Annotated in this window: 16 protein-coding genes; 13 read left to right on the top strand and 3 right to left on the bottom strand. The window is 73.2% G+C overall.

Features of this window, described 5'->3' with window-relative positions; translation table 11 throughout:
* Positions 1-122: 122 nt before the first annotated feature.
* Positions 123-701: a TetR/AcrR family transcriptional regulator gene (locus ACWDLG_RS38860; RefSeq protein WP_449929658.1), complete on the bottom strand. Its 579-nt coding sequence runs from the start codon at positions 699-701 to the stop codon at positions 123-125.
* Between the two features lie 74 nt (positions 702-775).
* Here ACWDLG_RS38860 and ACWDLG_RS38865 point away from each other — a divergent pair, with 74 nt between their 5' ends.
* Together ACWDLG_RS38865 and ACWDLG_RS38870 are read left to right on the top strand one after the other, a co-directional pair.
* On the top strand, positions 776-1,600 hold the full coding sequence (locus ACWDLG_RS38865; protein ID WP_449929660.1) for an alpha/beta fold hydrolase: 825 nt from the start codon (positions 776-778) through the stop codon (positions 1,598-1,600).
* A 402-nt stretch (positions 1,601-2,002) separates the two neighbouring features.
* A complete protein-coding gene (locus tag ACWDLG_RS38870; protein ID WP_449929662.1) occupies positions 2,003-2,767 on the top strand; it encodes an ankyrin repeat domain-containing protein in 765 nt (254 codons plus the stop codon).
* A 151-nt stretch (positions 2,768-2,918) separates the two neighbouring features.
* Here the strand turns inward: ACWDLG_RS38870 and ACWDLG_RS38875 are convergent, their stop codons facing one another.
* Complete coding sequence (locus ACWDLG_RS38875; RefSeq protein WP_449929664.1) at positions 2,919-4,091, bottom strand: MFS transporter; 1,173 nt, start codon at positions 4,089-4,091, stop codon at positions 2,919-2,921.
* Positions 4,092-4,164: 73 nt separating this feature from the next.
* Here ACWDLG_RS38875 and ACWDLG_RS38880 point away from each other — a divergent pair, with 73 nt between their 5' ends.
* The 10 genes from ACWDLG_RS38880 to ACWDLG_RS38925 all read left to right on the top strand — a co-directional run bounded on the left by ACWDLG_RS38880 (position 4,165) and on the right by ACWDLG_RS38925 (position 15,683).
* Complete coding sequence (locus ACWDLG_RS38880) at positions 4,165-5,187, top strand: ROK family transcriptional regulator (RefSeq protein WP_449929666.1); 1,023 nt, start codon at positions 4,165-4,167, stop codon at positions 5,185-5,187.
* 142 nt (positions 5,188-5,329) lie between these two features.
* Positions 5,330-5,614: a hypothetical protein gene (locus ACWDLG_RS38885; protein WP_449929668.1), complete on the top strand. Its 285-nt coding sequence runs from the start codon at positions 5,330-5,332 to the stop codon at positions 5,612-5,614.
* 284 nt (positions 5,615-5,898) lie between these two features.
* Entirely contained in the window at positions 5,899-7,110 is a 1,212-nt protein-coding gene (locus tag ACWDLG_RS38890; RefSeq protein WP_449929670.1) for a hypothetical protein, read from the top strand.
* 25 nt (positions 7,111-7,135) lie between these two features.
* Positions 7,136-8,923, top strand: a complete 1,788-nt coding sequence (locus ACWDLG_RS38895) for a hypothetical protein (RefSeq protein WP_449929672.1) — start codon at positions 7,136-7,138, stop codon at positions 8,921-8,923.
* Positions 8,920-10,383: a hypothetical protein gene (locus ACWDLG_RS38900; protein WP_449929674.1), complete on the top strand. Its 1,464-nt coding sequence runs from the start codon at positions 8,920-8,922 to the stop codon at positions 10,381-10,383. The genes ACWDLG_RS38895 and ACWDLG_RS38900 overlap by 4 nt, the downstream gene beginning before the upstream one ends.
* Positions 10,384-10,405: 22 nt before the next feature.
* Positions 10,406-11,395, top strand: coding sequence for a MinD/ParA family ATP-binding protein (locus tag ACWDLG_RS38905; RefSeq protein WP_354911897.1), 990 nt, complete (start codon positions 10,406-10,408; stop codon positions 11,393-11,395).
* Between the two features lie 11 nt (positions 11,396-11,406).
* Positions 11,407-12,105: a hypothetical protein gene (locus tag ACWDLG_RS38910; protein ID WP_449929677.1), complete on the top strand. Its 699-nt coding sequence runs from the start codon at positions 11,407-11,409 to the stop codon at positions 12,103-12,105.
* Between the two features lie 19 nt (positions 12,106-12,124).
* Complete coding sequence (locus ACWDLG_RS38915) at positions 12,125-13,579, top strand: hypothetical protein (protein WP_449929679.1); 1,455 nt, start codon at positions 12,125-12,127, stop codon at positions 13,577-13,579.
* Positions 13,576-14,316 (top strand): glycoside hydrolase family 16 protein, encoded by a 741-nt coding sequence (locus ACWDLG_RS38920; protein WP_449929681.1) that lies wholly within the window; start codon positions 13,576-13,578, stop codon positions 14,314-14,316. Before ACWDLG_RS38915 ends, ACWDLG_RS38920 begins: the two co-directional genes overlap by 4 nt.
* 563 nt (positions 14,317-14,879) lie before the next feature.
* Positions 14,880-15,683, top strand: a complete 804-nt coding sequence (locus tag ACWDLG_RS38925; RefSeq protein ID WP_449929683.1) for an SAM-dependent methyltransferase — start codon at positions 14,880-14,882, stop codon at positions 15,681-15,683.
* A 177-nt stretch (positions 15,684-15,860) separates the two neighbouring features.
* Here the strand turns inward: ACWDLG_RS38925 and ACWDLG_RS38930 are convergent, their stop codons facing one another.
* A complete protein-coding gene (locus ACWDLG_RS38930; RefSeq protein ID WP_449929685.1) occupies positions 15,861-18,173 on the bottom strand; it encodes an ATP-binding cassette domain-containing protein in 2,313 nt (770 codons plus the stop codon).
* A gap of 227 nt (positions 18,174-18,400) precedes the next feature.
* Here ACWDLG_RS38930 and ACWDLG_RS38935 point away from each other — a divergent pair, with 227 nt between their 5' ends.
* Positions 18,401-19,165, top strand: a complete 765-nt coding sequence (locus tag ACWDLG_RS38935) for a MerR family transcriptional regulator (RefSeq protein ID WP_449929687.1) — start codon at positions 18,401-18,403, stop codon at positions 19,163-19,165.
* Positions 19,166-19,256: the final 91 nt, after the last annotated feature.

The following is a 19,256-nucleotide window of genomic DNA, read 5'->3' on the forward strand; positions in this document are numbered from 1 at the left end:
GCAGGAGGACGTCGACGGAGGGCAGGGCCGGCGGGCGCCAGGAGCGGACGAGCAGGAGGTGCGATTCCCAGGTGGTGGTGCGCTGCGCTGGCCGTCGACATAGAACACCCAGCTCGTCAGGTTCAGCGCGAGGGCGGCGCGCCCAGCAGGCGGCCGAGGAGGTCGTCGACCACCCGCTCGGCCCTTTCCGTCTCACCCGTGCGCGCCACCAGCAACGCCACCTCGTTGATCGCCGCCAGCAGCATGTGGGCGTACATCCCCAGGTGGTCGTCCCGGACGGCTCCGGTGGCCCGCAGCGCCCCCCTGAGCATGCCGAAGGCGTGGCGGGCCTCGACCTCGCGCCATTTCTCCCAGCCGAGGACCGAGGGGGCGTCGACGAGGACGATCCGCCGGACGACCTCGTCGCCCGCCAGGCGGATCCAGGCCAGGACGCCCAGGCGCAGCGCCTGCTCCGGGCTCACGGCATCGCGCACGGTGTCGGCGATCCGGCGGCCGACCTCCGTCTCCACCGCCTCGAGGACCGCCTCGAACAGGGCGTCCTTGCCGGCGTAGTGGTGGTAGAGCGCCCCCCTGCTCAGACCCGACTCGTGCAGGACCGTCTCGATCGAGGTGCCCTCGTAGCCGTGCTCGGCGAACAGGCGGGTGGCGATGGCCAGGACCCTGTCGCGCGTGGCGGCGCCGCGCTCTGCCTTGCGGTTCATGACCACCACTCTAGACATACCGACCAACGGTCGGTTATTTTCCAGACCGACAGTCGGTTTGTTATGGAGGAACGATGAGAACACGTCACGGCATCTCCTACGTCGACGAAGGCGACGGGCCCGTCGCGCTGTTCGTGCACGGAGCCGGCACCAACGCGAGCCTGTGGGGCAACGCCATCGCCGAACTGCGCGCCGAACGCAGGTGCGTGGCCCTCGACCTGCCGCTGCACGGTCGGAGCGAGGCGAGGGACGAGCTGTCGCTGCCCGCCCTCGCCGAGCTGGTCGAGGAGTTCTGCGCCGATCTCGGCCTCGGCACGGTCGACCTCGTCGCCAACGACAGCGGCGGCGCCATCGCGCAGGTCCTCGCGGTCAGGCACCCGGAACGGCTGCGCACGCTCACGCTGACCAACTGCGACGTGCACGACAACCTGCCGCCCGAGGCCTTCAAGCCCACCGTCGAGCTCGCGGCGAAGGGAGAGCTCGCGCCGCTCACCGCCGTGCTGCTCGACCGGCCCGCGCTCGTGACCGGAAGCGCCTTCGGCGCGGGCTACGAGCGCATCGACGACCCCGAGGCGCTGGTCGAGCGGTTCCTCCGGCCGATCTTCGGCGATCCCGAGCGCGGCCGCGCCTTCGAGCGCTTCCTGGTGGGGCTGGACGCCAAGGACCTCGTCGCCATCGAGCCGGAGCTGGGGCGGCTGGCCGTACCCACGCTGGTGGTGTGGGGCACCAGTGACCCGTTCTTCGAGCTGCGGTGGGCGCGGTGGCTGCGCGACACCGTTCCAGGGGTCAGGAAGGTCGTCGAGATCGAGGACGGCAGGCTCTTCTTCGTGGAGGAGCGGGCCGGCGAGCTCGTCCCCCACCTGCGTGAGCACTTCGCCTTCGGGCTCCGGCAGGCCTGAGGCCCACGTCCGGTGCGCCCCGCGTCGGGTCGCCGCCGCTCCCCCGCTTCGTGGTCGCCGCGGCGGCCGGCAGCCCGTGCACCGGCCTGGGACCCGCGCCGGACGGGGAGCCCGTGCCGGAAAGGCGCCCACACGGGCCGAGAAGGACGCGCACGGGAGAACGCCCAGGCAGGAGGAGGAAGGGCCCCGCACCCCCCGGGAAAACGCCCACGCACGCAGAGGAGAGCTCGCAGGGGGTAAACGCCCCGGCACGCACAGGAAAGCCCGCACGCCCGGGTAAACGCCCCGACACGCTGAGGAGAGCTCGCACGCCCGGGGGTAAACGCCCCGGCACGCGGAGGAAGCCCGCACGCAGGGAAAACCGGTGGAGAGCGGCGCGCAGCGCCGTCCACACTGGGCCGCGTGACAGAGAACGCATTGGTGACGGCAACGACGACCGGAGCCGCGGACGAGGTGAGACGGCTGCTGGAGAGCGGAGCCTCCCCCGACGCGCCCGACGACGAGGGCAGCACCGCCCTCTACCGAGCGGCCGTCCAGGGGCACGCGGAGATCGTGCGCGCGCTGCTGGCGGCCGGGGCCGATCCGAACCGGGAGAGCGGCGGCGGCAGCGAGGGACTGCCGCTGTGTGCCGCGGCCACCTGGGGGCGACTGGACGTGGTGGTCGCCCTGCTCGACGCGGGCGCCGACCCGGACCTGAAGGAGGATCCGGACAGGCACGCGATGGCCGCCCTGCACTGGGCCGCCGCCAAGGACCATCTCGCCGTCGTCTCAGCGCTGCTCGGCAGGGGCGCCGACCCCGACGTCCTGGACAGTGTGGGCAACACCGCGCTCGTCCACGCCACCCGGTACGGCGCGGCGGCCGTGGTCCGGGTGCTCCTCGACCACGGAGCCGACCCCTCGATCACCGACGGCCAGGGACGGCCTGCCCTCGATCTGGCCCGCGACCTGGCCGGCCAGGACATCGAAACGGTGGTCCGCGACCGGGCCGGGGAGTACGCCGCGGCGGGCGCGCGGATCAGCGTGCGCCGCGAGAAGCCGGAAGGCGGTGGTGAGCGCGTCGTGGCCGAGGTGCGGGAGCGTGACGGCCGGTTGCGTTCGGAGTCGTTCCTCGGGACCGGCCACGCCGAGATCGTCCGCCTCCTGGAGGCCCGCCCGGCCGGCGCGTAGGCCTCCGTCCCCGAGGTCCCGCACCGGAAAGGAAGGCAGCCCGCCCGCGGGATCCCGCGCCAGGCCGGCCTGCGGCCCTCCACGGGGTCCGGGGCGGCGGGCAGCCCCATCCACGCGAGGTCCCGTGCCGGGCGGACCGGCCGGGTCTCGCTCACACCTCGCAGGGGGTGAGCCCGGCAGCCTCGGCCTGTCGCACGCGTGGGCGCATGACCGCCGACAGCAGCACCATCAGCACGGCCACCCCGGTGATCATGGCGAAGGCCGCCGGGTAGGAGACGCCGCCCGCGACCCAGCCGGTCACCGCGGGAGCCGTCAGGCCCGACAGGTAGGTGATCGTCGCGACTCCCGCCACGCCCTCGCCGGGCGTGGGCCCCGCGTTGCCCGCCGCGGCGAACACCAGCGGCACGATGGCCGCCACGCCCAGCCCGATCAGCGCGAAGCCGATGACGCACAGCACCGGCGTGCGGGCGGCGACCACGGTGACGCCGCCGGCGACGGCCAGGGCCCCGCCCGCCCTGACCACCGTCACCGGCCCGAACCGGTGGACGAGACGGTCACCGGCCAGGCGGGCGCCCGCCATGCAGAGCATGAAGATCGTGTAGCTGGCGGCGGCCGTGCCGGGGCCCGCGTCGGCGACCTCGGTCAGGTAGACGGCCGACCAGTTCGCGCTCGCGCCCTCGACGAAGGTGCCGCAGAAGCCGACCACGCCGATGCCCAGGACGGCCTTGGGCGGCAGCGCGAAGCGGCGCGGTGCGGGCGCGTCGCCGAGCGCGCCGCCCGGCGGGTCGGGGAGCAGGCCGCGCCCCGCGACCGTGCCGGCCAGCAGCATCACCAGCGCCATCGCGCCGAGGTGCGTCCGGGCGTCGGTGCCCGTCTGGGCGGCCAGGACGCCGACGCCGCCGCCGGCCAGGCTGCCCAGGCACCACATGCCGTGCAGCCCCGAGATGATCGGGCGGCCCAGGCGCCGTTCCAGGACGACGCCGTGCGCGTTCATGACGACGTCGCACATGCCGGCGGCCGCGCCGTACAGGAGGAAGACGGCGAACAGCACGGCGGGCACGGGGGCGAGGGCGGGCAGCGCCAGCGCGAGGCACCACAGCGCGAGCACGACCCTGGTCGCCCTGGCGCTGCCGAGCCGGTAGCTGAGGCGGCTGGCCATGGGCATGGCGACGAACGCGCCGATCGACGGGCAGAGCAGGGCCAGTCCGAGGGTGATGGCGCCGAGGCCGAGGTGGTCCTGGATCCAGGGGATGCGGGTGGCCAGGCTGCCCGCGACGGCGCCGTGGACGGCGAAGACGGCGGCGATGGCACGGTGGGGGCTCATGGCGCCGAAATTATCAGGAAGCCTTCCTGATGAAAAGAGGTAATAGGCAGGCTCCCTGCTTATTATGTGGAGCGTGAAGACCGCCACGCCGGCCATGGCCCGCGCGATCAACGACCGGCTCGCCCTCGACCTGCTGCTGGAGCGCGGCCCGCTGACCGCTCCCCAGTTGCGCGAGCTCACCGGCCTGTCCAGGCCCACCGTCTCCGACCTGGTCGAGAGGCTCATGGAGGGCGGCCTGGTCGAGGTGACCGGGGAGTGCGGCCAGGACCGGCGCGGGCCGAAGGCACGCCTCTACGGCATCGTCGCGGGCCGCGCCCACGTGGCAGGCGTGGACCTGCGGCGCGCGACGGTCGAGGTGACCGTCGCCGACATCACAGGGACGACGGTCGGCACCGCCATACGCGATCTGCCCGGGCGTCCCGACCTCGCCGCGTTCGTGGAGAGCACGGTCAGCGCGGCCGCCGGCGGCCGCGCGCTGGACACGGTGGTGATCGGCGCGCCCGGCCTGGTCGATCCGCGGCACGGCGAGCTGGTCGCCGGCAACGGCGTACCCGGCTGGGGGCCCGGCTTCGTCCAGGAGGTACGGCACCGCCTGGGCGTGCCGGTGATCCTGGAGAACGAGGTGAACCTGGCCGCCGTCGCCGAGCACCGCACCGGGGCGGCCATGGGGAGCGACGACTTCGTCCTGCTGTGGCTCGATGACGGCGTCGGCGCGGCGGTCGTGCTGGACGGCAGGCTGCGGCGCGGGGCGTCGGGCGGCGCGGGCGAGATCGGGCTGCTCGAGGTGGACGGCACGACGTTCTGCGAGAGCGTGGCCAGCGGCGCGGCGCGCGAACTCGGCGGCGAGGAACTGGCCGGGCGGATCGCGCTGGCCGCCTTCGCGATGGTGACGATCCTCGATCCGGGCGTGGTCGTGCTCGGCGGGAAGACGGGGCGGGCCGGGGGCGACACGCTCGCCGGGCTGGTGGGCGAGCGGCTCGGCGCGCTGTCGCCCGCGCCCACCAGGGTGCTGGCGAGCACCGTGGCAGGCAACGCGATCCTGCAGGGCGCGGTGCTGACGGCCCTCGACACGGCCCGCGACAGGATCTTCGGCTGACGCCGGCGCGCCCAGGGCCGCGACGATCTCCTCCCGCCGGCCGGCGGACTCGCGTGAGCCGGCCCCTGCAAGCACGACAAAAGGGACTTGCAACCGGCTTCGACTAGAAAGCCCCCATTGCTCCACGGACAGGGGGACGACCGTGACCGATGCGCACGAGCTTCAGCGCCCGGCGCCGGAGGCGCTTCGCGTGCGCGGCCTGCCGTTCGGCCGGGCCAAGAATGTGATCGCGGACATGGCGGTCGCCGGGCTGCGCCTGCTGATCACCATGGGCCGGTCGATCCAGCCACCGGCCCGCCGCTCGCGGCGACTCTGGCGACCCTCCCCGTCCTGCCTGACGAAGAGCCGGCGGGCGGATTTCGGTTGGACATTCATCGACAAAGAGATCGACCGAAGACAATTCATCCCGACGCCGCCCAGTAAATGATCTAGAGCGGCCCGTCGAGGCCCTTCGGCGTCCGGCACGACGGACGGGCCGTCCATCTATAACGTACTGTCAGGAGCCAGTCAAGGACGCAAATTATACTTTTTGGTACTTCTCTATAGACATTGCCGAAATGGCGTTCTAGTAACATCCGGAAAGTTCGATTACTAGATTTATGACCCTTGAAAGGACGGGCCGTAAGTCTAATATCTGGGTTTGTGTCCCATGATCCATCGGACTTACCGGACAAGCAGGTCTGGCCACCCGGCCACTCCGATGACACCGCCGTGACAGCTCCCATCCCTCCGCTTGCCAGGCACAGGTCGCAGCCGCAGCCGCCGGAGGAGTGGGAGCCCGAACGGCTGTCCGCAGGCCCGTGGCGGCTGATCATTCGTGCGGGGACCGTATTCGTCGCGCTGACCGTGGTGGGGATCGGGATCGGCGCGATTCGCTCGTCGTGGACGCCCGCGCCGAGCGTGGTCACGCCCGTGGCCAGCGCGTCCGCGCCGGCGACCGACCGGGGATCCGCCCAGGCCGGGGCGGCGCAGCAGCAGGCCACGCCGGTCGGACCCGGGACCTCGGGCGAGCCGGTCGAGCCGGGGGCTTCGGCGCCGCCGCGAGGGGGCGGAGCCGAGCCCGCGGTCTCGACCCGGGAGGCCAAGCGGGTGCACGACCGCTTCCAGCGCGACCTGTCGGCCGTCCAGCTCGACATGGACGACAAGGCCGTGGCCCAGCTCGAGCAGGGGCTGGCGCTGGAGATGACCAGGGCGAGCTTCGAGACGGCCAGGCTGCGCGACGACCCGGTGGCGGCCGGCATCTGGCCGGGCACCAAGGTGTGGGTGCCACGCCGTACGGCTGAGGCAGGCGAGTGGTTCGTGGCCGCCATGCACGAGCCGGGCGTGGCGCGCGTGACCGACGTGCTGGTCAGGACGAAGCAGGGGTGGCGGCTGGTGGCCTCCACCGCCGACACCCGCACCCCCGCGCCCGAGCTGCCGGCCATCGCCGTCGACGCCGACGGGTACGCCACCAGCCTGGACGAGTTCACCTCAGGCCTGCGCGGCACGCCCAAACAGGTCGCGCTCGCGCACCTGAGAAGCCTGGAACGGGCCACCGACGACGAGCGGTTCGCCGACGGGCCGTGGACGTCGACGGCGGTGCGGCTCTGGCAGCGCGAACGCGCCCAGCTCCGCAAGGCCGGCTGGAAGCTCGAGCTGTCCTACCGCCTGACCGGGAAGGTGCGGGCGCTCAGGACCGTCGACGGCGGCGCCCTGGTCTGGTACGCGGCCCGCTCCACCGAGGTGCGCACGGCCGAGCGGCCGGGCACCACGGTGACGCTGAAGGGCTCGGCCGCCGTCCGCACCGCCAACCGGCCGTTCGCTCAGACGGCCAGCGCGACCTACGGGCGGATGTACCTGGCGTACGTTCCGCCGATCGACTCCACCGAGCCCATCAGGGTCCTGGGCGACTGGACAGACGTACTGGAGAGCCACGGCACCTGACGGACCACCAGATAAGAGGAGCACCATGGCGACATCCCCACGCAGACCTTCCAGGTCAACGGTCGTCACGACAGCACTCACGATCGGCGTGTTCGGCGCCGGGGCGGGACTCGGCGGTTTCCTCCAGAGTCGTGCCCCCGAGCCCCGCAGCGAGGTCCTCCGCCTGGCGGCGGGCACCTATCAGCTGGACGAGCAGGAGGGCGGGTCGTCCTCGGACGCGCTCACCGCCCGCTCGCTCACCGGCGCGGACGGCGGCAGCACGCTGTCGGGCGGTTCGGGGGGCCCGCCGTTGTGCCTGGCGGCCACCGTCGACTGGCTGGCTGTCCAGGGGTCCGGTGAGGCGTGCGCGTCCATCCCCCTGCTGGGCAAGGAGATGACGGATCCGCCCCTGCTGCGCCCTGGAAACCCGGCGGAGCGGTCCACGCCGGTGCCGAAGGCGCCGGAGCCGAAGGATCCCGCGCCCAAGAAGAGCGATCCGCCGCCGGCCACGCGGATGAACGAGCCGCCGCCGCAGCGATCCGACCCGCGGCCGCCCGCGAGGGAGCGGGACGACTCCCCCGAGCCCAGGAGGAGCGAGGCTCCCGCGCCCAGGCGCAGCGAGCCCCCCGCGCCGAGGAAGAGCGAGCCGGAGGCGGACAGGAAGAACGAGAACGACAGGAAGGACGAGAACGATAGGAAGGAGGACAAGAAGGCCGAGGTCCCGGCGCCTGGCTTCCCGAAGGGCACGCTGCGGGCCGTCGAACCCAACGCGCAGCCGCTGCCCAGCGGCCCGCCCCGCCAGCCGGTACGGCCCCGCCCCGCCGACCAGAACCCGCCCGACCAGGTGCCGCCGGGCCAGAACCCGTCCAGCCAGAACCCACCACGGCAGAACCCGCCACAGAATCCGCCGCGGCGGACCCCACCGAGCCAGAACCCGCCGGACCGCGGCACCCCGGATCGCGGCACCCCGGACCAGGGAACGCCACGCCGGCATCCGACCGTCCGGCCGCCGGACCAGTACCCCACGGCCCGCCAGCCGGCCCCGCGGGTCCCCACCCGCGTTCCCACGGCCCCTCCCCCTGGAGGCAACCCGACGGTCCGGCCCCCCGACGACCGGCAGTGCCTGGTGACCGGCCCCGACGGCAACGCGCTGCGCCCGGCCGTGGCCGGCAGGATCGCCCCCGGCTGCGAGGACCCCGCGCAGACCGCGTTGCCGACGGCCAGGCCCGCGCCGCCGACCGGCAGGACCACGCCCACCGCGGCGCCCAAGGCCACCCCCAGGGCCACCGTGAAGGGGACCGCCAGGACAGCGCAGCCGTCCATGCCGACGTCGCTGCGGCCCGCCGCCAGCCCGGGCCGGCGCACCGGGGCGCCCGCCACCTCGGGCCCGCGCGTCGGCGACGGCACGGCCCTGCGTCCGGCCACCGTCGAGGGCGAGAGCCTGCCGATCTTCCAGGATCCGGCGCTCATGCGCCGCGCCGAGGAGGCCCTCGGCCTCGACGGCACCAGGTCCTACGTCGACGCCAACGGCGAGTGGGACCTCACCGTCGCCCCGCCCGGTACTCCCGAATGCCGTGACTACAGCGAGCAGCAACTGCAGGCCATGGGGGTCTCCACCGCCTCGCCCGCCAGCCTGCCGCGCGACTCGTGCCTGTGGCCGGCCTTCATCCGCTGGCTGTACGCCGATCCCGCCCCCGGCGAGGTGAGCAACTGGACGAAGTTCACCGGCCTGCCCGACCGGAACCTCCAGCTCGTGGTCGTCGACCCGAACAGGGCAAGCCTCCAGCCGCCCGAGACCGCGCCGGGCGCGGTCGACCCGGATCAGGGGCCATGAGCTCTCTTCACGACACGGGGAGCGCCATCCTCGGACCCGATCGGGCGGCCGCGTGGGTGCGGGAGCACGGCGGCCACCTCATGGACTACGCCTGCTACCGGCTCGGCGAGGCGGCGGCGCCGGCCGCCGTCGCCGCCGCGCTCGGCGCGTCGCACTGGCGTGCCGTGCCGGAGAACGTCTCCGAGCGCGGCCTGCTGTTCGCGGCGTTGCGGGGCGTGTGCCTGGCCGATCCGGCGTGCCGGGACGGTTACCACCCGGGGACGGGGCCCGGCCTGCCCGACGCCGAGCTCATGGCGCGGGCCTGGGGACTCGTCGACCCGCTGGGCGTGGAGGCGCTGCTGCTGCTGTTCCGGCACGAGCTGACGCTGGCCGACCTGTCCCATGTCCTGGGGCTGCCGGAGGCCGAGGCGCACCGGCTGGTCACCAGGACGCAGGACCTCATCGAGACGCTGGTGAGCGGGCTGGACGCGCTCGCCCGCGGCCGTCCGACGTGTGACGGCCTCGTGGCGCTGGTGTCGGCGGCCTTCCCCGCCGGCTCCGACGCGGCGCGCGCCGACCTGGTCACGCACCTGATCGAGTGCGCGGCTTGCAACCGGCCGTTCAACATCCACTACACCGTCCCGCAGATGATCGACCAGGTGCCGGTGGCCCCGCTGAGCGCCGCGCGGCGGGAGGAGGTGCTGGGCCTGCTGCCCGCCGTGCCCGACCCCTCGCCGCCGGCCGTTCCGCGCCAGGCCACGCCCGCCGAGCCCGGGGCCGATCTCGACGTGCGGCCGCCCGCCATCCCGACCCCCGGCCAGGACACGCCGCTGTTCAACGCGCTGGCGTCGGTGGTGTGGGCGCGCGAGGTGCTCTCCCCCACCGACCAGGCGAGCGCGCCGCCCGCCCATCCGGTCCAGGACCGGCCGGGCGAGACGGCGCCGTCGCCCACCGAGTCCCCGCCATCGCCGCGTCCTTCCCTGCGGCCATCGCTGCGCCCGTCGCTGCGGCCGCGCTCGCGGCTGCCGGAAGCGCTGGCCGCCGCCGGGGCGCGCACCCGCCGTACCGCGGTCAAGGTCGCCATCATGCTCGTCGCGGGTACGGCCGGCATGGTCACCGGCCTGCAGATCCTCGGGCCCGCCCCGGAACCGCCGCGGGAGACCACGTTCACCCCCTCGTCGGGCAGCGACGCGCTCGTGGGGCGGCTGACCCTTCCCGCTTCGGTCACGCTGGACGAGTTCGGCAGGGGCACGATCACGCTGAATCTTCCCGGCGAGCCGGTGAGCTGGCGGATCATCGCACCCGGCCTCGCCGTAACGCCGTCGAGCGGCACCTCGGGAGACGGCGACCCGGCGGTGATCCACGTGCGGGCCGTGCGCTTCCGGCACTGGTGCGGCGACCCGTCGCCGGTCGAGATCGTGCTGACCGTGCAGGGACCCGCCGACTCGCTCACCACCCGCGTTCGCTGGAACACCTGCTGACCCCTGTGAAAGGACGCTTGCCATGACGGAGACCCCTTCCAAACTGCAGAAGCCGGCCACACAGGCGGAGCAGTTCGACCAGACCATCCCGCTCACCGCCGAACGCCTGCTGACCAACCGGCGGCCCGAACCTGCCTCCGGCTGGCGGCGCCTGGTGTGGCAGCTGTCGGGTCGCCGGTACATCCCCGCCGAGTCGACGGCCGAGGTTGAGCGCCGCAAGCTGATCGCCCAGGCGCAGACCCCGGTGGCCAGCGGGCACCACAGGATCGCGGTCATGAGCCTGAAGGGGGGCGTCGGCAAGACCACCACCACGGCCGCGCTGGGCAACACGCTCGCGTCGCTGCGGGGTGACAGGGTCATCGCCATCGACGCCAACCCCGACAGGGGGACGCTGGGGCTGAAGGTGAAGTCGGAGACCGCCGCGACCATCCGCACGCTGCTGGCCGAGGCCGAGCACATCGTCAGGTACGCCGACGCGCGGGCCTTCACCTCCCAGTCGCCCGCGCGCCTGGAGGTGCTCGCCTCCGACACCGATCCCGCGGTGAGCGACGCGTTCGACGCCGACGACTACCGAACGGTGGCCGGGCTGATCGAGCGCTACTACTCCATCTGCATCACCGACTGCGGCACCGGGCTGCTGCACGGCGCGATGGGCGCGACCCTGGACCTGGCCGACCAGATCGTCCTGGTCAGCCTGGTGGCCGTGGACGGCGCCAACTCGGCGGCGGCCACGCTCGACTGGCTCACCGCGCACGGGCACGCCGACCTGGTCAAGAACGCGATCGTGGTGCTGAACGCCGTCGAGGAGCGCTGCGACGTCGATGTGGACCTGCTGGAGCAGCACTTCGCGGCCCGCTGCAGGACCGTCATCCGCGTGCCGTTCGACCCGCACCTGAAGGAGGGCGCCGAGGTCGACCTGCTGCGGCTGCGGCCGACCACGGCGGGCGCCTACCTGCGTCTGGCCGCCGCCGCCGGGCAGGCCTTCAGCCTGCGTCCCGATCGGGGCCGCTAGTGCCGCCGGTGATGGAGGACCCGGCCCTGCGCTGGGATCTGGGTCCGGTACGGCGCCGCCACCGCGCACGCCGGGTGGTGATCGCGGTGGTCGCGGTCCTCGCGCTGGCCGTGGCCGCCTGGACGCTGCTGCGTCCAGGAGCGGACGACGGGCCCGTCACCCTGGCCGAGCCCGCCGGGTACCACGGCGCGGCGGGTTTCCCCATCGGTTTCCCGCACACGGAGCTGGGCGCCGCCTCGGCCGCCGCCGCGACGTTGGAGGCGGCCTGGTCGCTCGACGACGTGCAGGCGACGGCCGCCGCGCAGCTGTACGCGCCGCCGGAGCAGCAGGAGGCGGCCCGCGCGGGCGCCGTGAGCGCGACCAAGGGCTGGCGGCGCACCCTCGGCCTGCCCGAGGTGGGGTCGCTGCCCGCGGGAGCGGCGATGCGGTCGAGCACGATCGGCATCCGCTGGCAGGAGCGCGCCGAGGACCAGATCCTCGTCTCGGTCCTCGTCCAGGTGACGGCCACCAAGGGCGACTCGGGCCCGGTCTACTCCAGCCCCTACGCCATGAACCTGCTCATGACCTGGCACCCCACGCTGCGCGGCGGGGACTGGGTCAACACCCCAGACACCCGGCCCGCCGCGGCGCCGCCCGCGGCCGCGCCGGGCACCCCCCAGTTCACCGCGGCGGGCTGGCGGCCCATCGCCCGTACCCAGCCCACCTCGTGACTCCAGGAGACAGCCGCTCATGACCCCCAGCCGCCCCTCCCGGCGCCTTTCCTTAGCCTCCGGCCTGCTGCTGGCCTGCGTGTCCGTCGTGGGTGGCGGAGCGCTCGCCCAGCCGTGGACCTCGCACGCCGACGTCGACCCGTCCTCGCCTGAGGGAGGTCCCGCGGGGACGATCGCGCCCGAGCCGGCTCCCGAGCCCGCCCCTGAGCCGGCTCCCGAGCCTGCCCCTGAGCCGACGGAGGAGCCGACCTCGAAACCGACCTCGGAACCGACGTCGGAACCGACATCGGAACCCTCCGGGGAACCGACCGGACGATCGACGGCGGAGCCGAGCGAGGAGCCGACCGACACGCCCACGGCATCCGGCAGCCCCACGGCGACGAAGGCCCCCAAGGCCACGCACTCGCCCGAGAGGAAGAAGCCCGACCCTCCTGCCACCGCTAAGCCGGCGCCCAAGCAGGAGGAGCCGAAGCCGCTGCCGTCCGATCGGCCCGCGCCGGTCGAGTGGCCGCCCGCCAAGATGGAGTTCCCCCTCCCGCTGCCCGGCAAGGGCAGCACGGCCAAGCCGACCGTGCCGAGCGTCCCCAAGCCCGCCGCCACGAACAGCGCCGCGCCCAAGCCGACGGCCAGCACCGCGCCGAAACCGACGGCAAGCACAGCGCCCAAACCCACGCCCGTCAAGGTCACGCCCACCGGGGCCGCGACGAGTGCCCCCAAGAGCACCGCCGAGCCCGGCGCCCGCCCGACGCCCGCCGGTCAACCGCCCGCGGTCAAACAGCCCCCCGTCAAGCAGCCCGCCGTCACGACGGGACCGGTCCGGGCGTCGACCCCGGCCCGCGAACCCGCCCGCCAGCCGCCGGTGCCGGCGGAGGCGAGCCCCCCGCCTTCCGTCCCGCCCTCGGTGCCTCCCTCGGTGCCCGCCTCGGCGCCTCCTCCGGTGGCGCTTCCCTCCGCGCCGCCCGCTTCCGTGAGCGCCCCCACCGCCCAGCCCGCCCCGAGCACCGGACAGGCCGCGCCCCGCGCGCTCGCCCTCAACCCGCTCAACGCCCTCACCGCCCGGACCGTCCTGCCGCTGCCCGCGCTCGCTCCGCCGGCCACCGCCACCGGGCAGACCTGCCTCGCCCAGGACAGCGCCGCCTGCTGGGGCCTGTCGCCGTGGCACGGCACGGCCGGCACCGGGACGGGCGTGCAGGCGCCGGCACCCGGGTGGGCCTTCGTCCCGCCCGCCGCCGCCCAGCCGTTCACCACCGGCGCCCAGCCGTTCGCCGCCGGCGACCGGCCGTTCACCACGGACGGCAGGCAGCCCGGCGCCCGCGCGATCGGTGACCTGGCCGGTGCACCCGCGGCCCAGCCGCCGGCCGTGTCCGGTGACCCGGCCGGAACCGGCGCCGCCCAAGCGACCCTCGGTCCTACGATGTGCTGGGTGTTCGGGCCCGCGGCCGGCTGCGCCAGGGCGGAAGGGGGTGCGCCATGAGGTCGACCACGCGATCCCGCCTCGCCGTCATCGGGGTGGTGGCGGCGCTGTACTGGAGCACACCGGGGTTCGTCGGCGTCGCCACGGCCGCCCCCTGCGCGCAGCTTCCCGACCAGCGCGGCTGGGGGCAGCCGGTGTGGTGCGCCGAGTTCGACGACTATCTCGACCCCAACGAGTGGGCCGTCTACGACTCCGCCGGCCACGCCGGCAACGGCCGCCGCTCGCCCGGCCAGCTGTACCTGGGCGACGGCTCACTGTTCCTGTACGGCGCGGCCGACGGCACCACCGCCGGCCTCGCGGCCAGGTACACCCAGCTGTACGGGCGGTGGGAGGCGCGCATCCGCCTGTATCCCGGCGCGGGCTCCTACCATCCGGTCGCGCTGCTGTGGCCGGCCGGCGGAGGAGGCGGCGTGGTGCCCAACGGCGGTCAGGAGATCGACTTCCTCGAGGTCATCGACGATCCGGAACGGCAGCGCCCGAACTTCTTCATGCACAGCCCCTCGGGACGGCAGGAGGCGCACGCCGACCTCGACATGACCACCTGGCACACCTACGCGGTGGAGAACTCCCCCGAGGGCGTGGTCGGCTACATCGACGGCCAGGAGTGGTTCAGGTCCTCGATCGCGGCGACCACCCCGATGTCGGCGTGCCTGCAGCTGGACTGGTTCCCCGGCGAGGGCAGTGCGGGTGATGCCTGGATGGAGGTCGACTACCTGCGTATCTACGCCCTGACGTGACGCCCCGGCCGCCCGGCCGCCGAGTCCGGAACGTCCTCGCGGCCGTGAGTGGAGCGGGACGCCCTGGCGGCCGTGGGTTGAGCGGGGAGTCATCGCGACCGTGCAAGGAGCGGGGCGTGATCGCGACGTGCAAGGAGCGGGGCGTGATCGCGACGTGCAAGGAGCGGGGCGTGATCGCGACGTGCAAGGAGCGGGGCGTGATCGCGACCGAGAAAGGACAGGGGTCCTCGCGATGGTGGGAGGAGCGGGACCGCCTCGCGGCCGTGGAAGGGGTGGCCCGCACGGGGTCGGCGAGGGCAGCGGCGGTCCCGGGCGGTCTCGCCCCGAGCAGGCGGCGGGGATCATGCGCAGGCTCGGCCAGGGCGCCCGCGTGGATGGCAGCTCCATCCCCCGGCGAGGAGAGAGGTGCCCGATGGGGTCAGGTCCCATCGGGCACGTCCTTCCCGGGCCGAGGGCCGGCGGGGTCTGCCAGGCGGAACGAAAGCGACAGTCTCTGCCGAATCGCGCTCTGCCCGCCGTACCGGGGCCCTATGATGATCTTCACTGCCCGTGAGGAGGAACCTGTGGCCGACCAGCAGCCCGAGTGGAACAACGCCATCGACACGACCAGGCCGAGCATCGCGAGGGCCTACGACGTCGTCCTCAACGGCAAGGACAACTTCGAGGTCGACCGAGAGTTCGTCGCCGAGATCGTGAAGGTCGTCCCCGAGATCTACGACGTGGCCACCTACAACCGGCAGGTCCTCGGCCGTGGCGTGCGGTTCATGGTCGAGCAGGGCATCACCCAGTTCGTCGACCTCGGCTCCGGGCTGCCGACGGTCGAGAACACCCATCAGGTGGCCCAGCGCGCGAACCCCGCGGCGCACGTCATCTACGTCGACAACGACCCGATGGTGCTGGCCCACGGCAGGGCGCTGCTTGCGGAGAACGAGCGCACCGCGGTCGTCACCTCCGACCTGCGCGACCCGCAGGCCATCCTCAAGGACGCGGCCGTCCAGCGGCTGATCGACTTCGACCGCCCGGTGGGCGTGATGCTGGTGGGCATCCTGCACCACCTGCACGACGACGAGGACCCTCGCGGGATCGTCGAGGCCTACATGAACGCGGTCCCGTCGGGCAGCCACCTGTTCATCACGCACTTCTGCGACTCCAGCCAGGACTCGCGCGACGCGGAGAAGAAGTTCCTCGCGCTGCTCGGGACCGGCCGCTTCCGCACCGCCGCGGAGATCACCGCGTTCTTCGACGGGTTCGAGCTGGTCGAGCCGGGCGTGGTGCCGCTGCCGCTGTGGCGCCCCGAGCAGGACGTCCCCGCCAAGCTGACGGTGGGGCAGCGGCTGATGTACGGCGGGATCGCCCGCAAGCCGTAGCGCACCCCGCCGCCCGTCGGCGGTCAGGACGCGCACGACCACGTCGGCTCGTGAATCGGCCTGCCCGTACGGCAGGCACCCCACCCCCTGCCTGACACGCGACGCCGTCGCCGGCGCGTCCCCCGGAACACCGGGCGACGGGTGGGGTGCCCCAGGCAACCGGGAGCACCCCGTCGCTCAGCCGACGTACCGGCGCAGGTGCTGGGCGGTCAGCGAGGTCCCGGTGTCGACCAGGTCGGCCGGCGGTCCGGCGAACACGACCTGCCCGCCGTCGTGGCCGGCTCCAGGCCCGAGGTCGATGATCCAGTCCGCGCGGGCCATGACCGCCTGGTGGTGCTCGATCACGATGACGGTGTTCCCGTCGTCGACGAGCCGGTCGAGCAGGTCCAGCAACTGGTCGACGTCGGCCAGGTGCAGCCCGGTGGTCGGCTCGTCCAGCACGTAGGTCGTGCCGTTCTTCGCCATGTGGATCGCCAGCTTGAGCCGCTGCCGTTCGCCTCCGGACAGCGTGGTGAGCGGCTGGCCGAGACCGAGGTAGCCGAGCCCGACCGACGTCAGCCGGTCGAGGATGGTCCTGGCCTGGCCGGTGGTGAAGAACTCGCGCGCCTCGGACACCGACATGCCGAGGACCTCGCTGATGTTCTTGCCGCGCAGCCGGTAGGTCAGCACCTCGGGGGTGAAGCGCCGGCCCTCGCATTCCTCGCACACCGTCGCCACCTCGGCCATCATCGCCAGGTCGGTGTAGATGAGGCCGATGCCCTTGCAGGCGGGGCACGCGCCTTCGGAGTTGGCGCTGAACAGGCCGGGCTTGACGCCGTTGGCCTTGGCGAAGGCCGCCCTGATCGGGTCGAGGAGCCCGGTGTAGGTGGCCGGGTTGCTGCGGCGGGAGCCGCGGATGGCCGACTGGTCGGCGACGATCACGCCGTCGCGCCCGGCGACGTAGCCGTGGATCAGCGAGCTCTTGCCCGATCCGGCGACGCCGGTGACGACGGTGAGCACGCCGAGGGGGATGTCGACGGCGACGTCCCTGAGGTTGTGCAGTGAGGCGCCCCGGATCGGCAACTGCCCGGCCGGCGTGCGGACCTTCTCGCGCAGGCTGACCCGGTGGTCGAGGTAGCGCCCGGTCAGGGTGCCGGAGGCGCGCAGGCCGTCCAGGTCGCCGGCGTAGCAGACGCGGCCGCCCGCCGTGCCGGCGCCGGGGCCGAGGTCGACCACGTGGTCGGCGATCGCGATCGTCTCCGGCTTGTGCTCGACGACCAGGACCGTGTTGCCCTTGTCGCGCAGCCTGAGCAGCAGGCCGTTCATGCGCTGGATGTCGTGCGGGTGCAGCCCCGCGGTGGGCTCGTCGAAGACGTAGGTGACGTCGGCCAGGCTCGAGGTGAGGTGGCGCACCATCCGCACGCGCTGCGCCTCGCCGCCGGACAGCGTGCCGGACTCCCGGTCGAGGCTGAGATAGCCGAGGCCGATCTCGACCAGTGCGTCGAGGGTTTCGAGCAGGGCGGCCAGCAGCGGCGCCACGGAGGCGTCGTCGATGCCGCGGACGAACGCGGCCAGGTCGTTGATCTGCATGGCCGAGCATTCGGCGATGCCGCGGCCGTTGATCAGGGCGGACCTGGCGGCGGCGTTCAGCCGGGTGCCGCCGCAGGCGGGACAGCCGGTGAGCTTGACCGCCCGGTCGGCGAACGCGCGGGCTACCGGCTGCATGGACTCGCGGTCCTTGGCCAGGTAGAGCCGCCTGACCTTGGTGACGAGTCCCTCGTAGGTGAGGTTGTTCGAGCCGATCTTGATCTTGGTGGCGGGCTTGTGGAGGAAGTCCTCCCACTGCTCGGGGGTGAAGTCCTGCAGCTTCAGGTCGGGGTCGAACAGGCCCGAGTGCGCCATGAGCTGCCAGTACCAGGTGTCGACCGCGAACCCGGGGACCTTGATCGCCCCCTCGTTCAGCGACCGCTCCCTGTCGACCAGCTCGTCGATGTCGATGTCGGTGACCTTGCCCAGCCCCTCGCACTCCGGGCACATACCCTCGGCCCTGTTGAAGCTGAAGGCGAAGGGCGGGCCGACGTGCGGGAGGCCGATCCGGCTGAACATGATCCGCAGCATCGTGTGGGCGTCGGTGGCGGTGCCCACCGTGGATCGCGCGTTGGCGCCCATCCGCTCCTGGTCGACGATGATCGCCGCGCTGAGGTTGCGCAGCGCGTCGACGTCCGGACGGTTGAGACTCGGCATGAAGTTCTGGACGAAGGCCGTGTAGGTCTCGTTGATCAGCCGCCGCGACTCGGCGGCGATCGTGTCGAAGACGAGCGAGGACTTGCCGGATCCGGAGACCCCGGTGAACACGCTGAGCCGTCGCTTCGGGATGTCGAGCGACACCCCGGTCAGGTTGTTCTCCCTGGCGCCACGCACCTGGATGAGATCGTGGCCGTCCGCGGCGGTGTGCTGCGATCCGCGGACGCTGTCATGACGAAGGTTGTCTGCCTGCTGGCTGGAAACCACGGAAACCTTTCCATACTCGTGTGATGGTCACTGCGGCCGAGAGGTCAGGCGGATGCCCGTGCGTGCCCGGAAAGAGGGAGCGAGCCGGTGATCGGGCGGCCGTCGCCGCCGGCATCCGCGCTTCAAGTGTCTCATTGAAGTGCTTGTGAAGACTTTTTCCGAAGATCCGCCGCTCTCGCCGAGGCTGGGTACCGATAACCTTCAACCACGACGTAAGGGGAGAGGCGATGAGCCCACAGCGGACGGCGCTGCGTCCGATCGATCTGGCGCGCATGGCCGGCATATCCACCCAGCAGATCCGCAACTACGCCGACACCGGCATCCTGCCCCCCAGCCCCCGGACGGCCGCCGGATATCGCCGATTCGACGAGGGGCACCGCGCCGCGCTGGTGACCTACCGGACGCTCGCCAGGGGATACGGGTGGGACACCGCGCGCTCGGTCATGCAGGCCGTTCACGCGGGCGACCTGCCCGAGGCGCTCACCCTCGTGAACGCGGGGCACGCGGCGCTGCACGAGCAGCGGCTGTCCCTCCAGGCGGTGGGCGAGGCGCTGGAGGCGGTCGCCGAGCAGGCACCGGACGACTCGGCGCTGCCCCGTGCGGGCATGCGCATCGGCGAGGTGGCCGCCTACCTCGGCGTGCGCACCTCGGCGCTGCGGGTGTGGGAGTCGGCGGGCCTGCTGTCCCCCAGGCGCGAGCCCGGCACGCGGTACCGCGTCTTCGGCCCCGCCGACGTGCGCGACGCCCGGATGATCAGCATGCTCAGGCGGGGCCGCTACCTGTTCCCGCAGATCCACGTCATCCTGGACGGCCTGCGCCGCACGGGCAGCAGCGACGCGCTGCGCGCGGCCATCGCCCAGCGCCAGGCGGAGCTGGTCGAGCGGGCCACGGCCATGCTGGAGGGCTCAGGACACCTCCACCACTACCTCACCCACCTGGGCGGCCGGCCGCCCGCCCCGCCGGACGGAACGTCAGGGAGCTGCCATGACTGAGGTCCTCCTTCGCGGCGGCCGCCCGTGGGGAGCGCGGACTGCTGACCGCTCCAGGCACCGCAGGGCACGCCGGTGATGAAGGATGGCCTGA

The organism is Nonomuraea sp. NPDC003727 (assembly GCF_053586935.1).